At 65.6% G+C, this 13,725-nt stretch carries 11 protein-coding genes; all 11 read left to right on the plus strand.

Going from position 1 to position 13,725, the window contains the following annotated elements; genetic code table 11:
• The first annotated feature begins 3 nt into the window (after window positions 1–3).
• A complete protein-coding gene (gene ntrB, locus EL191_RS12800; protein ID WP_041978993.1) occupies window positions 4–855 on the plus strand; it encodes a nitrate ABC transporter permease in 852 nt (283 codons plus the stop codon).
• Window positions 856–1,019: 164 nt separating this feature from the next.
• Window positions 1,020–1,811, plus strand: a complete 792-nt coding sequence (locus EL191_RS12805) for an ABC transporter ATP-binding protein (protein WP_041978990.1) — start codon at window positions 1,020–1,022, stop codon at window positions 1,809–1,811.
• A gap of 97 nt (window positions 1,812–1,908) precedes the next feature.
• On the plus strand, window positions 1,909–2,598 hold the full coding sequence (locus tag EL191_RS12810; protein WP_013715725.1) for a polysaccharide lyase family 7 protein: 690 nt from the start codon (window positions 1,909–1,911) through the stop codon (window positions 2,596–2,598).
• A gap of 48 nt (window positions 2,599–2,646) precedes the next feature.
• Window positions 2,647–3,090, plus strand: a complete 444-nt coding sequence (locus EL191_RS12815) for a thioesterase family protein (protein WP_003240052.1) — start codon at window positions 2,647–2,649, stop codon at window positions 3,088–3,090.
• A 138-nt stretch (window positions 3,091–3,228) separates the two neighbouring features.
• Window positions 3,229–3,384, plus strand: coding sequence for a hypothetical protein (locus EL191_RS24420; RefSeq protein ID WP_164722332.1), 156 nt, complete (start codon window positions 3,229–3,231; stop codon window positions 3,382–3,384).
• A 424-nt stretch (window positions 3,385–3,808) separates the two neighbouring features.
• Complete coding sequence (locus EL191_RS12820) at window positions 3,809–5,020, plus strand: nitrate/nitrite transporter (protein WP_041978987.1); 1,212 nt, start codon at window positions 3,809–3,811, stop codon at window positions 5,018–5,020.
• 258 nt (window positions 5,021–5,278) lie between these two features.
• Window positions 5,279–6,946 carry a bifunctional protein-serine/threonine kinase/phosphatase gene (locus EL191_RS12825; protein WP_041978985.1) on the plus strand — a complete coding sequence of 556 codons (1,668 nt, stop codon included), beginning with the start codon at window positions 5,279–5,281 and terminating at the stop codon, window positions 6,944–6,946.
• A gap of 308 nt (window positions 6,947–7,254) precedes the next feature.
• Window positions 7,255–9,711 carry a nitrite reductase large subunit NirB gene (gene nirB / locus EL191_RS12830; RefSeq protein ID WP_041979546.1) on the plus strand — a complete coding sequence of 819 codons (2,457 nt, stop codon included), beginning with the start codon at window positions 7,255–7,257 and terminating at the stop codon, window positions 9,709–9,711.
• Window positions 9,708–10,025 (plus strand): nitrite reductase small subunit NirD, encoded by a 318-nt coding sequence (gene nirD / locus EL191_RS12835; protein WP_041978983.1) that lies wholly within the window; start codon window positions 9,708–9,710, stop codon window positions 10,023–10,025. The genes nirB and nirD overlap by 4 nt, the downstream gene beginning before the upstream one ends.
• An 83-nt stretch (window positions 10,026–10,108) precedes the next feature.
• Window positions 10,109–12,826 (plus strand): nitrate reductase, encoded by a 2,718-nt coding sequence (locus EL191_RS12840; protein WP_041978982.1) that lies wholly within the window; start codon window positions 10,109–10,111, stop codon window positions 12,824–12,826.
• Between the two features lie 146 nt (window positions 12,827–12,972).
• Window positions 12,973–13,716, plus strand: coding sequence for a uroporphyrinogen-III C-methyltransferase (gene cobA, locus EL191_RS12845; RefSeq protein ID WP_041978980.1), 744 nt, complete (start codon window positions 12,973–12,975; stop codon window positions 13,714–13,716).
• The last annotated feature ends 9 nt before the right edge of the window (window positions 13,717–13,725 follow it).

The following is a 13,725-nucleotide window of genomic DNA, read 5'->3' on the forward strand; positions in this document are numbered from 1 at the left end:
ACCATGAATGCGCCCCTGAAAACGCCATTACCCCCAGTCACCAAACCACGCGCGAGCCTTGTGACGCGGCTACCCGACACGCAAACCCTCGCCACGCTGTTCAAGGCCGGCATCGCTCCGCTGCTGGGTATCCTCGCCTTCATCGGCTTCTGGTCACTGCTGGCGCAGTACAGCGAGGGTCTGCCCGGGCCTTTGAGCACCTGGCAGGCTGCCCTGGTGCTGTTCGCCGATCCTTTCTACGACAACGGCCCCAACGACATGGGCATCGGCTGGAACATCCTCAACTCGCTCGGCCGCGTCGGCGTCGGCTTCGGCCTGGCGGCGCTGGTGGGCATTCCCCTGGGCTTCGCCATCGGCCGCTTCGCCTTCCTGGCCGGCATGCTGGCACCGATCATCAGCCTGCTGCGCCCGGTCTCGCCGCTGGCCTGGTTGCCCATCGGCCTGCTGGTGTTCGAGGCAGCCGGCCCGGCGTCGATCTGGGTGATATTCATCAGCTCTATCTGGCCGATCATCCTCAACACCGCAGCTGGCGTGGCCAGCGTGCCGCAGGACTACCTGAACGTGGCCCGCGTGCTCAAGCTGTCGGAGTTCAAGGTGCTGACGCGCATCCTGTTTCCTGCCGTGCTGCCGCACCTGATGACCGGCATCCGCCTGGCCATCGGCGTGGCCTGGCTGGTGATCGTCGCCGCGGAGATGCTCACCGGCGGCATCGGCCTGGGTTTCTGGGTGTGGGATGAATGGAACAACCTCAACGTCGAGCACATTCTCATCGCCATCATCATCGTAGGTCTGGTGGGCCTGGCGCTGGAGCAGATGCTGCTGTTGATCGCCAGACGCTTCGACTACGCGAGCTGAAGAGACGCATCCGCCAACCTCGTAGCCAGGATGCAGTTCAGGAGCACGATTTCCGGTTCCCCGGATTGCATCCGGGCTACGTAAGCTTACAAATCAGTTCAATAACCGATTACAAGTCATTGTTTTAAATGAGTTCTTGACGAAATCAGAACGAGAGAATTCCAATGGACAAATTCGTGGAGCTGACTGCCGTCAGCAAGCACTTCGACACCAAGAAAGGCCGCTTCCAGGCCCTGGCAGACGTCAACCTGAGCATCGCCCGCGGCGAGTTCGTGGCGCTGATCGGCCATTCCGGCTGCGGCAAATCCACCGTGCTCAACCTGATCGCTGGCCTGCTCGAGGCCAACGAGGGCGGGCTGATCTGCAATGGTCGCGAGATCGACGGCCCCGGCCCGGAGCGCGCCGTGGTGTTCCAGAACCACAGCCTGCTGCCCTGGATGACCTGCTTCGGCAACGTCCACCTGGCCGTGGAGAAGGTCTTCGGTGCACGTGAAAGCAAGGCCCAGCTCAGGGCTCGCACCGAGCAGGCGCTGAACATGGTCGGCCTCAGCCATGCCATGCACAAGCACCCCAACGAGATCTCCGGCGGCATGAAGCAGCGCGTTGGCATCGCCCGCGCCCTGGCCATGGAGCCCAAGGTGCTGCTGATGGACGAGCCGTTCGGCGCCCTCGATGCCCTGACCCGCGCGCACCTGCAGGACGAGCTGCTGCGTATCGTCGGACAGACCCAGAGCACCGTGGTGATGGTCACCCATGACGTCGACGAAGCCGTGCTGCTGTCCGATCGCATCGTGATGATGACCAACGGCCCGGCGGCCACCGTCGGCGAAATCCTCGCGGTCGAGCTGCCGCGCCCGCGCGACCGCCTGGCCTTGGCCAACGACCCGCAGTACCACGCCTACCGTACCGCCGTACTGGAGTTTCTCTACCAGCGTCAGCAGCGCCCCGCCGCCTGAGCCTGTGACAACCGCTCTGGCTCAAGGGCTGGAGCGGGGAACCTCTGGCCTGTTGAGAGGACGAACCAGTGGCCTCAACCGACAAGCAGAGAACGCCGTGCTAGACCTTACGACCTGGAACCTGTCGATCCCGACTGAAAACGCCCCCACCACCATCAGCACCGAGCGCCTGAGCAATGGTTACGAAAGCCGCTACTTCCGGCGCAACGGCGATGGCAGCGTGACCTTCTGGGTACCGGTAACCGGCTCGACCACCGCTGATGCACGCTATCCCCGCAGCGAGCTGCGTGAAACCCAGCGTGACGGCAGCCTGAGCAACTGGCAGCACGCCAGCAGCGATAGCTACCTCAGCGCCGTGCTGAAGGTGGATCAGGTACCCAGTCGCAACAAGGTAGTGATTGGTCAGATTCACAGCACAGACGTGCCGGGCAGCCAGAACGATCCACTGGTCAAGGTGCAATACCACTATCGCCGCGGCGTCGGACGCGTGGAGCTGCTGCTGCGCGTCCGTCCCGGTGATAGCGAGGTGCAGAACATCCTGCTGGCCGACAACGTACAGCTCGGCGAACGCTTCGGTTACGACCTGCGCGTCACCCCCAGCGGCCGCCTCGGTGTCAGCGTGGCCAGCAGCGACGGTGACGAGGGCGCGGTTTACCGCCAGCTCAGCAGCCGCTGGAATACTCAGTACCTTTACTTCAAGGCCGGCGCCTACATTCAGGACAACTACGGGCCGGACAATGAAGGCGGTCGGGTTACCTTCTATCACCTCAACAGCACACACCGCTAAAGCTCGCGGCGACATACAATCGCCGCTTTTCTCGAGTAAGGCTCGACCATGGCCCGCCTGACCCTGGAGTTTCCCGAAGACCAGTACTGCTACAGCACCCAGCTGACCGTGCGGGTCACCGACATCAATGGCGCCAACCACCTGGGCAACGACTCGATGATTTCGATGATCTCCGAGGCCAGGGCGCGTTTTCTCTACGAGTTCGGCATTCGCGAGACCGACGAGGACGGTACCGGCATCATCGTCACCGACCTGGCTACCACCTACCGCGCCGAGGCCCATGCCCGCGACCAGTTGCTGTTCGAGGTCGGGGTGATGGACTTCAACCGCTATGGCGGCGATATCACCTTCCGCATCACCCGCCCGGCCGACGGCACACTGGTGGCCATGGCCAAGTCCGGCTTCGTGTTCTTCGATTACCGCCAGTCGAAGGTGGTGCCGATGCCGGACGCCTTCAGTGCCAAGTTCCCCAAGGTCAATCGGCTCGACTGAGTGGGGTCTTCATGCGCCAGGCGCACGCTGACGAAGCAGGCCCTGGCAGGAACTTGCACAGTTATTGCTGTGAGTACCGTGACACGTTGCCAATCGTCTGCTACGCCTAGGTCAGAACAGAAAAAAGGGGGATCGAGGATGTCTGACACCTACCGCCGTGCCCGTCAGGCCGGACTACTCAGCAATCTGTTGGCAATCGCCCTGCTGACGCTGCCGCTACCGACTCACGCCACCAGTGGGGCCCTTCCTTCCAGCATCACTCCACAGGTTGCACTCAGCACTTACCGCAGTTGAGAGAAGCACCCGCCCCGTTCAGGTGCACTGACGGCGCAAACGCCTCGTTTTGCGGCAGCCCGGCGCTCGCCGAAATGCCGCAACGCCCCCCCTATCAGGGCCTTCGTTCGATTGGCCCGGCACTTGCTTAGTCCCTGATACCAGGTAGCCAACGGCGGCCACCTCCCTCACGACAAAGACGTCGCCTCACCCGGCCTTCATGGCCTGCGGTGAAGCGGCGTTTTTTTTCGTGTTAGCCCCAGTGTCCGGGGCAGGCGCAGGTGTCGCGATCCGAGCCTGTACCGCAATCGCTCAACCCTGCTGTGGCTTCGGCCGCAGGGCCCTGCACCACAAGTGCACGGCCTCCCCGGCAGGCACGGCCGCCGTGTCCACGACCACGGTTCGCCGCGCCATGCCGGGCTCCTTCTCGCTGATGAGGTGATCGATGAATACAAGTTTCTGGAAAGCCGGCCACGCCCCCACCCTGTTCGCCGCCTTCCTCTATTTCGACCTGAGCTTCATGGTCTGGTACCTGCTCGGCCCGCTGGCGGTGCAGATCGCCACTGACCTCGAGCTCAACGCCCAGCAACGCGGCCTGATGGTGGCCACGCCGATCCTTGCCGGCGCCGTGCTGCGCCTGCTGATGGGCTTTCTCTGCGACCGCCTGTCACCGAAGACCGCCGGCCTGCTCGGCCAGGTGGTGGTGATAGTCGCGCTGTTCTGCGCCTGGCAGGTCGGCATCGGCAGCTACGAGCAGGCGCTGCTGCTCGGCCTGTTCCTCGGTTTCGCCGGCGCCGCCTTCGCCGTCGCCCTACCGCTGGCCTCGCAGTGGTACCCGCCGCAGCACCAGGGCAAGGCCATGGGCATCGCCGGTGCGGGCAACTCCGGCACCGTGCTCGCCGCACTGTTCGCCCCAGGCCTGGCGGCGCTATTCGGCTGGCAGAACGTGTTCGGCTGGGCACTGATCCCGCTGCTGGCGACCCTGGTGATCTTCGCCCTGGTCGCCAGGAACGCGCCGGAGCGGCCCAAGCCCAAGGCGTTCGGCGACTACCTCAAGGCACTCGGCGACCGCGACAGCTGGTGGTTCATGTTCTTCTACAGCGTCACCTTCGGCGGCTTCATCGGCCTGGCCAGCGCCCTGCCCGGTTACTTCAGCGACCAGTACGGGCTGAACCCGGTGACCGCCGGCTACTACACCGCCGCCTGCGTCTTTGCCGGCAGCCTGCTGCGCCCGCTCGGCGGCGCCCTGGCCGACCGCATCGGCGGCATCCGCTCGCTGCTGATGATGTACACCATCGCTTCGCTGTGCATCGCCGCGGTGGGCTTCAACCTGCCCAGCTCGACCGCGGCCCTGGCCCTGTTCGTCGCCGCCATGCTCGGCCTCGGTGCCGGCAACGGCGCAGTATTCCAGCTGGTGCCGCAGCGCTTTCGCAGGGAAATCGGCGTGATGACCGGGCTGATCGGCATGGCCGGTGGCGTCGGCGGCTTCTTCCTCGCCGCTGGCCTCGGCACCATCAAGCAGCACACCGGCGATTACCAGCTCGGCCTGTGGCTGTTCGCCAGCCTCGGCGTGCTGGCCTGGATCGGCCTGCACGGGGTCAAGCAGCGCTGGCGCACCACCTGGGGCAGCGCCGCGGTGACAGCCGCACGGGTGTGAGCGCACGGGCGGATCGTTCTCCGACGATCCGCCCATCGTAGGGTGGATGACGTTTTGTTCATCCACCATGCAAACCAGGGTGGATCGGTATAGCTCAATCCACCCGAAGCGTTGAGGCAAAGGCGGGACCGGCCAGCCGCGCGGCATTGCACTGGTCAGGAAAAGCGGGTGAAGTCGGCAGCGACGCACCTGTACCGCGTGGCTCCGTCCCGCCTTTGCCTCAGCCCTTCCCCACTGACGAATCTGTGGAAACTCCCCATGCCCCTGCAACTGAGCATCGGCGAAAACAGCGCCACCGGCCCGCGCAGCGAGAACCAGGACGCCCTGCGTGTGGTCACCCCGGCGCCGGCCCTGGCCGCCAGCAAGGGCTACCTGCTGGGCCTGGCCGATGGTGTCAGCCAGTGCGCCGACGGCGGCCTGGCCGCACGCGCGACCCTGCAGGCGCTGGCCCTGGACTACTACTCCACCCCCGAAACCTGGCCGGTGCAACACAGCCTGGATCGCCTACTGATCGCGCATAACCGCTGGCTACAGGCCAACGGCGGCGGCCAGCCGCTGCTCACCACCCTCACTGCTCTAGTGCTGCGCGGCCGTCGCTACACCCTGGCGCATATCGGCGACAGCCGCGCCTACCTGTGGCGCGACCACCAGCTCACACGCCTGACCGAGGACCACGTGTGGGAGCAACCGGACATGCAGCACGTGCTCAAGCGCGCCATGGGCCTGGACCAGCATCTGGTGGTGGACTACCGAGACGGCGAGCTGCAGGCCGGCGATCACTTCCTGCTGGTCAGCGACGGCGTCTGGGCCTGCCTCAGCGACACGCGCATCGGTGAGTTGCTGCAGCAAAGCGACGACGCCGAAACGACCTGTCAGGCACTGGTCAATGAAGCCCACCGCGCCGGCAGCCAGGACAACGCCAGTGCCCTGCTGGTAAAGGTCGAACAGCTACCTGAAGCCGCATTGGCTGACACCCTGGCCCAGCTCGAACATTGGCCGCTGCCGCCGCGTCTGCGCGATGGCCAGGAGTTCGAAGGCTGGCGAGTCGAAGGGCTGCTGGGTGAATCACGCCAGTCGCTGATCTACCGGGTGCGCGATGCTGACAACCTGCCCTGGCTGCTCAAGACCCTGCCGGCCAGCCGCGCCGGTGAGGAGCAGGCCGGCCCGGCGCTGCTGCAGGAGGAATGGTTCCTGCGCCGCGTCGCCGGCCGCCATTTCCCCGAGCTGCACGCCCTGCCGCAGCGCCAGCACCTGTATTACGTGCAGCGCCAATATGCCGGCCAGACATTGGCCGCGCGCCTGCGGCAGCATGGCCCGCTGAGCATGGCCGACTGGCAGGACCTGGCGCCGCGCCTGATCAAGGCGCTGGGCCTGCTGCACCGACGCAACATCATCCACCGTGACATCAAGCCGGAGAACCTGCTGCTTGGCGACGACGGGGAGCTGCGCGTGCTCGACTTCGGCCTGGCCTACTGTCCGGGCCTGACGCGCGACGAGACCCACAGCCTGCCCGGCACCCCCAGCTATATTGCTCCAGAGGCCTTCATCGGCACGCCGCCCAGCGCCCAGCAGGATCTCTATGCCGCCGGCGTGACCCTCTATCACCTGCTCACCGGTCACTATCCATACGGCGAGGTCGAAGCCTTCCAGCGCCCGCGTTTCGGCCAGCCGGTGCCGGCCAGCCGCTATCGTCCGGACGTGCCGGCGTGGCTCGACGAGATGTTGAACCGCGCCGTCGCCGCCACCCCGGCACAGCGCTTCGAGACGGCCGAGGAATGGCTGCTGGCCCTGGAAAACGGCGAGCGTCAGTCGCTGAACAACCATCCCCTGCCGCTGCTCGAGCGCGAGCCGCTGCTGGTGTGGCGCACGGTGGCGCTGGTGTCGCTGCTGCTCAACCTGCTGCTGGCGCTGCTGCTGTTCAAATAGCCCAGCTCGCACCAAAGCAGCGCAAAACGCCTCGCAAAGGTGCATAAACCCAGCCGTTACACACCGCCAAGTTGCTGAAAAGCCGGGAAAACAGGGTTCCGAGAAAGTTGGCACAAGCGCTGCATTGTTACTGGCAGCAAACACATAAAGCGCGACCTTCAACGAAGAAGGCTGCACTTCCCGATAGAACGGGATCTGGACAAAGGCGTCCTCGCTAGGTGACTAGCGGGACGCCTTTTTTGTTTTTCTGGCCTGCCATTCATGGCGGCCACTTTTTTCCGTGATCAATGACTCAGGAGATGGCCGGCATGCAAAAACTCAAGCTGGTGATGATCGGCAACGGCATGGCGGGTGTGCGCACCCTCGAAGAGCTGCTCAAGCTCGCCCCCAATCTCTACGACATCACCGTGTTCGGCGCCGAGCCGCACCCCAACTACAACCGTATCCTGCTCTCCCCGGTGCTGGCCGGCGAGCAAACCTTCGAGGAGATCGTGCTCAACGATCTCAACTGGTACGCCGATAACGGCATCAAACTGCTGCTCGGGCGCAAGGTGGTCAAGATCGACCGCAAGAAGCGCCTGGTGATTGCCGACGACGGCAGCGAGGCCGAGTACGACCGTCTGCTCATCGCCACCGGCTCCAACCCCTTCATCCTGCCAATTCCGGGCAAGGACCTGCAGGGTGTGATCGGCTACCGCGACATCGCCGACACCCAGACCATGATGGACACCGCCAGGACCCATAAGCATGCGGTGGTCATCGGCGGCGGCCTGCTCGGCCTGGAGGCGGCCAACGGCCTCAAGCTGCGCGGCATGGACGTCACCGTGGTGCATATCGGCGACTGGCTGCTGGAGCGCCAGCTCGACCGCACCGCCGGCGAGCTGCTGCAGAAGTCCCTGGAAGACCGTGGCCTGAAGTTCCTCCTGCCCAAGCACACCGCCGAGCTGCTGGATAACGGCGAAGGCCGCGTCTGTGCGGTGAAGTTCAAGGACGGCGAGGTGATTCCCGCCGACTTGGTGGTGATGGCCGCCGGTATCCGCCCCAACACCGAACTGGCCGAGAGCGCCGGCATCGCCTGCAACCGCGGCATCCTGGTCAACGACACCATGCAGACCTATGACCCGCGCGTCTACGCCATCGGCGAATGCGCCAGCCACCGCGGCATCGCCTATGGCCTGGTGGCGCCGCTGTTCGAGCAGGCCAAGGTCTGCGCCAACCACCTGGCCCAGCTCGGTTTCTCCCGCTACCAGGGCTCGGTGACCTCGACCAAACTCAAGGTCACCGGTATCGACCTGTTCTCCGCCGGCGAATTTATGGGCGGCGAGGGAACGGAAACGATAACGCTGTCCGACCCCATCGGCGGCGTATACAAGAAGCTGGTGATCAAGGACGACGTGCTGGTCGGCGCCTGTCTGTATGGCGACACTGCCGACGGTGGCTGGTACTTCCGCCAGATCCGCGAGAGCCACAACGTCAGCGAGATTCGCGACCATCTGATGTTCGGCGAAGGCGCCATCGGCGACGTCGGCCACCAGGGCGCCGACAAGACCGCCAACATGCCTGACAGCATGGAAATCTGCGGCTGCAACGGCGTGTGCAAGGGCACCATAGTCCGGGCGATCCAGGAGAACGGCCTGTTCTCGGTCGACGAGGTCAAGAAGCACACCAAGGCAGCCAGCTCCTGCGGTTCCTGCGCCGGCCTGGTCGAGCAGATCCTGATTAGCACCGTTGGCGGCGCGGCGGACGTCAAGCCCAAGAGCGAGAAGGCCATCTGCGGCTGCTCCGACCTCAACCACGGACAGATTCGCAAGGCCATCCGCGAGCAACACCTGACGTCCATGGCGCAGACCATGGCATTTCTCAACTGGAGCACGCCCAACGGCTGCGCCACCTGCCGCCCGGCGCTCAACTACTACCTGATCTCCACCTGGCCGGGCGAGGCCAAGGACGACCCGCAGTCGCGCCTGATCAACGAACGCGCCCACGCCAATATCCAGAAGGACGGCACCTACTCGGTGGTGCCGCGCATGTGGGGCGGCGTGACCAACCCCTCCGAGCTGCGCCGCATCGCCGATGTGGCTGATAAGTACAACGTGCCCATGGTCAAGGTCACTGGCGGCCAGCGCATCGACCTGCTCGGCATCAAGAAGGACGACCTGCCAGCGGTGTGGAAGGATCTGGACATGCCCTCCGGCCACGCCTACGGCAAGTCCATCCGCACGGTGAAAACCTGCGTCGGCAGCGAGTTCTGCCGCTTCGGCACGCAGAACTCGACCCAGTTGGGCATCGACCTGGAGCACGACCTGTTCAACATGTGGTCGCCGCACAAGGTCAAGCTAGCGGTCTCCGGCTGCCCGCGCAACTGCGCCGAGGCCGGCATCAAGGACGTCGGCATCATTGGCGTGGATTCCGGTTTCGAGATGTACATCGGCGGCAACGGCGGGATCAAGACCGAGGTGGCCGAGTTCTTCGTCAAGGTGAAGACCGCCGAAGAAGTGCGCGAATACAACGCCGCCTTCCTCCAGCTGTACCGCGAGGAGGCCTTCTATCTGGAGCGCACCGTGCACTACATGCAGCGCGTCGGCATGGAGCACATCAAGAAGGCGGTGCTGGAAGACGAAGCCAACCGCAAGGCCCTGGCCGCACGCCTGCACTACGCCCTGTCGTTCGAGCAGGACCCCTGGAAGGAACGCATCGAGACGCCGCAACTGAAGAAAGAGTTCGACACCATCAAGGTGGTGCAAATCGAGGAGGCCACCGTATGAACTGGCTGGATATCTGCGCCCTGGACGACATCAACGTGCTCGGCTCGCGAATCGTCAGCGGCCCCAAGGGCGACATCGCCATCTTCCGCACCGCCGCCGACGAGGTCTTCGCCCTCGACGACCGCTGCCCGCACAAGGGCGGCCCGCTGTCCCAGGGACTGATCTACGGCAAGCGCGTGGCCTGCCCGCTGCACAACTGGCAGATCGAGCTGGAGTCCGGCGACGCCGTGGCGCCGGATGTGGGCTGCGCTCATCGGCACCACGCCCGGGTCGAGAATGGCCGCGTGCTGCTGGCATTCGCTCACAGCAGCTAGCCCTGTGGGAGGCGCTTCAGCGGCGACGGTCGCGGCTGAAGCCCCTCCCACCAGAACTTCCCCGCGCCTCAGGAGCTCCGAACATGGCCAGCCCCACTCAAGTCACCGCCTCCACCTGCTGCTACTGCGGCGTGGGCTGCGGCGTGCTGATCGAGCACGACGGCGAGAAGATCCTCGGCGTTGCCGGCGACCCCAGCCACCCGGCCAACTTCGGCAAACTGTGCAGCAAGGGTTCGACCCTGCACCTGACCGGCGACCTCGATGCCCGCGCCCTCTATCCCGAGCTGCGCCTGGGCAAGGGCCTGGCCCGTTCGCGCACCGACTGGAACAGCGCCCTGGACCATGCCGCGGCGGTGTTCGCCGAAACCATTCGTGAACATGGCCCGGACAGCGTCGCTTTCTACATCTCCGGCCAGTTGCTGACCGAGGACTACTACGCCTTCAACAAGCTGGCACGCGCCCTGGTCGGCACCCACAACATCGACTCCAACTCGCGCCTGTGCATGTCCAGCGCCGTGGTCGGCTACAAACGCAGCCTCGGCGCCGACGGTCCGCCCTGCTCCTACGAGGACATCGAGCAAAGCGACTGCCTGCTGATCGCCGGCTCCAACATGGCCTATGCCCACCCGGTGCTGTTCCGCCGCCTGGAAGAAGCCAAGGCGCGCCGCCCAGAGATGAAGGTGATCGTCATTGACCCGCGGCGCACCGACACCTGCGAACTGGCCGACCTGCACCTGGCGATCCTGCCCGGCACCGATGTGGCGCTGTTTCACGGCATCCTGCATATCCTGCTGTGGGAGGGCTGGATCGACCGCGCCTATATCGACGCCCACACAGAAGGCTTCGAGGCACTGAAGAAGCTGGTGCGCGACTACAGCCCGGCAGTCACCGCCGACCTTTGCGGCATCAGCCTGGACGATCTGCAGCGCTGCGCCGAGCTGATCGGCCGAGCGCCCTCCTTCCTCTCGCTGTGGTGCATGGGGCTGAATCAGTCCTCCTCCGGCAGCGCCAAGAACAGCGCGCTGATCAACCTGCACCTGGCCACCGGGCAGATCGGCAAGCCCGGCGCCGGCCCCTTCTCGCTGACTGGCCAGCCCAACGCCATGGGCGGCCGCGAGACCGGCAGCCTGAGCAACCTGTTGCCGGGTCACCGCGAGGCCGGCAATGCCGAGCACCGTGCCGAAGTCGCCGCCTACTGGGGCGTCGACGCGCTGCCGGAGACGCCCGGGCTGTCCGCCATCGAGTTGTTCGATGCGGTGCACGACGGCCGCATCATGGCACTGTGGATCGCCTGTACGAACCCGGCCCAATCGCTGCCGAACCAGAGCAAGGTGCACGAGGCCCTGGCCGCCTGTCCCTTCGTCGTGGTGCAGGAAGCCTTCTTCACCACCGAAACCTGCCGCTACGCCGACCTGCTGCTGCCCGCCGCCAGCTGGGGCGAGAAGGAAGGTACGGTGACCAACTCCGAACGCCGCGTCAGCCATGTACGCCGTGCTGTGCCAGCGCCCGCAGAGGCGCGGCCCGATTGGTCGATCACCTGCGACTTCGCCCGTCGCCTGGAAACTCTGCTCCGCCCCGGCCTGCCCAGCCTGTTCGACTTCGCCAGCGCCGAGGCGCTGTTCGAGGAATACAAGCACCTGACCGCCCAGCGCGATCTCGACCTCTCGGGGCTAAGCTACGCGCTACTCGATGACCAAGGTCCACAACAATGGCCGTTTGCGCCCGGCGCGAGCCAGGGTACCGCACGGCTCTATGCCGACGGCCGATTCCCCACTGCCAGCGGGCGCGCGCAGTTCCATGCCGACCCGTACCGCGCGCCGAAGGAAAAGCGCGAGGCGCGTTTCTCCCTGACTCTCAACACCGGCCGCCTGCGCGATCAGTGGCACGGCATGAGCCGCACCGGTACCGCCGCGCGCCTGTTCGGCCATGTCGAGGCCGCCGTACTCGGCCTGCATCCGGACGAGTTACGTCGTCGTCGCCTGCGGGACGGCGACCTGGTCAAGCTGCGCAGCCGCCGCGGCAGCCTGATCCTGCCGGTGCAGGCCGACGAGTCGGTGCGCCCAGGCCAGGCCTGGCTGCCGATGCACTGGGGCGACCGCTTCCTCAAGGGCCTGGGCACCAACGTGCTGACCCAGCCGGCCTTCGATCCGCTGTCCAAGCAGCCGGAGCTCAAGCATGCCGGCGTCGAGGTGGACAAGGTCGAACTGCCCTGGCGGCTGTTCGCCCTGGTCGAGGGTGAAGTGCAGAGCCGCTTCGAGGCCCTGCGTCCGCTGTTCGAGGAGTTCGCCTACGCCAGCCTCACCCCCACCGGTCGCGAGCGTCCCGCTCTGCTGATCCGCGCCGCCAGCGCCGTGGCGCCGCAACCGGAGCTGCTGGCGCAGATCGACCGCCTGCTGCGCCTGAATGAAGGTCCGGTGCTGGCCTACGACGACCCGCGCCGTGCGGTGGGCAAGCGCGTGCGCATCGAGGACGGCCGCATCGTCAGCATCCGCCTGGCCGGCGAAACCGCCGCCAGCGAGTGGCTCAGAAGCCTGTGGCTGGACGGCCAGGCCGACGCCGACCTGCGTCGCTGGCTGCTCGCCCCGGTCTCCGCGCCGCCAGGTAATGCAGCCGCCAACACGCGTGGCAAGACCCTGTGCAACTGCCTGAACGTCAGCGAAGGCGCGGTATGCGCCGGCATCGCACGCGGCCTGGATCTGGACGGTCTCAGGCAAGAGCTCAAGTGCGGCACCAGTTGTGGCTCCTGTGTCCCCGAAATCAAACGTCTGCTGGCGCAACAGCCCACTGCAGTGAACGCATGAATTGATCGTACCCACGCTCTGCGTGGGTATGCAGGCCGAGACGCTCCGCGTCTCATGGGACGCAGAGCGTCCCCGAATCCGTTCCCACGCCGGAGCGTGGGAGCCAGCGGCAAACGCCGGCACATGACACGAGAGAGGTGGTGAACATGAATGCAAAAGTCTGGCTGGTGGGCGCTGGGCCCGGTGACCCCGAGCTGCTGACCCTCAAGGCGGTCAAGGCACTGAACCAGGCCGAGGTCGTGATGATTGACGATCTGGTCAACCCGGCCGTGCTCGAGCATTGCCCCGGCGCCCGCATCGTCTCGGTAGGCAAGCGCGGAGGCTGTCGCTCCACACCGCAGGCCTTTATCCATCGCCTGATGCTGCGCTATGCGCGCCAGGGCAAGTGCGTGGTGCGCCTCAAAGGCGGCGATCCGTGCATCTTTGGCCGCGGCAGCGAGGAAGCCGACTGGCTCGGCGAGCACGGCATCGAAGTGGAAATGGTCAACGGCATCACCGCCGGGCTGGCCGGCGCCACCAACTGCGGCATTCCCCTGACCCTGCGCGGCGTTGCCCGTGGCGTGACCCTGGTCACCGCCCACACCCAGGACGACAGCAGCCTGAACTGGACGGCCCTGGCGCAGAGCGGCACCACCTTGGTGGTCTATATGGGCGTGGCCAAACTGGCGGATATTCGCGACGGCCTGCTCGCCGGCGGCATGAGCGCCGAGATGCCGGTGGCGATGATCGAGAACGCCTCTCTGCCCGCCCAGCGTGAATGCCGCAGCCAACTGGGCGCGATGCAGGAAGATGCAACAGCCTTCGCCCTGAAGAGCCCGGCCATTCTGGTGATCGGCGAAGTCGCCCGCGCCAGCACACAGATCAGCATGCCCCAGCTCCTGCATGCCTGACCGCTTCAC

Origin of the sequence: Pseudomonas mendocina (assembly GCF_900636545.1) — a bacterium.
Taxonomy (GTDB): Bacteria; Pseudomonadota; Gammaproteobacteria; order Pseudomonadales; family Pseudomonadaceae; genus Aquipseudomonas; species Aquipseudomonas mendocina.

Bases quoted from the DNA above. Each gene is read 5' to 3' on its own strand.
- ntrB (WP_041978993.1), top strand. From the start codon at position 4: ATGAATGCGCCCCTGAAAACGCCATTACCCCCAGTCACCAAACCACGC.
- EL191_RS12805 (WP_041978990.1), top strand. From the start codon at position 1,020: ATGGACAAATTCGTGGAGCTGACTGCCGTCAGCAAGCACTTCGACACC.
- EL191_RS12815 (WP_003240052.1), top strand. From the start codon at position 2,647: ATGGCCCGCCTGACCCTGGAGTTTCCCGAAGACCAGTACTGCTACAGC.
- EL191_RS24420 (WP_164722332.1), top strand. From the start codon at position 3,229: ATGTCTGACACCTACCGCCGTGCCCGTCAGGCCGGACTACTCAGCAAT.
- EL191_RS12820 (WP_041978987.1), top strand. From the start codon at position 3,809: ATGAATACAAGTTTCTGGAAAGCCGGCCACGCCCCCACCCTGTTCGCC.
- EL191_RS12825 (WP_041978985.1), top strand. From the start codon at position 5,279: ATGCCCCTGCAACTGAGCATCGGCGAAAACAGCGCCACCGGCCCGCGC.
- nirB (WP_041979546.1), top strand. From the start codon at position 7,255: ATGCAAAAACTCAAGCTGGTGATGATCGGCAACGGCATGGCGGGTGTG.
- nirD (WP_041978983.1), top strand. From the start codon at position 9,708: ATGAACTGGCTGGATATCTGCGCCCTGGACGACATCAACGTGCTCGGC.
- EL191_RS12840 (WP_041978982.1), top strand. From the start codon at position 10,109: ATGGCCAGCCCCACTCAAGTCACCGCCTCCACCTGCTGCTACTGCGGC.
- cobA (WP_041978980.1), top strand. From the start codon at position 12,973: ATGAATGCAAAAGTCTGGCTGGTGGGCGCTGGGCCCGGTGACCCCGAG.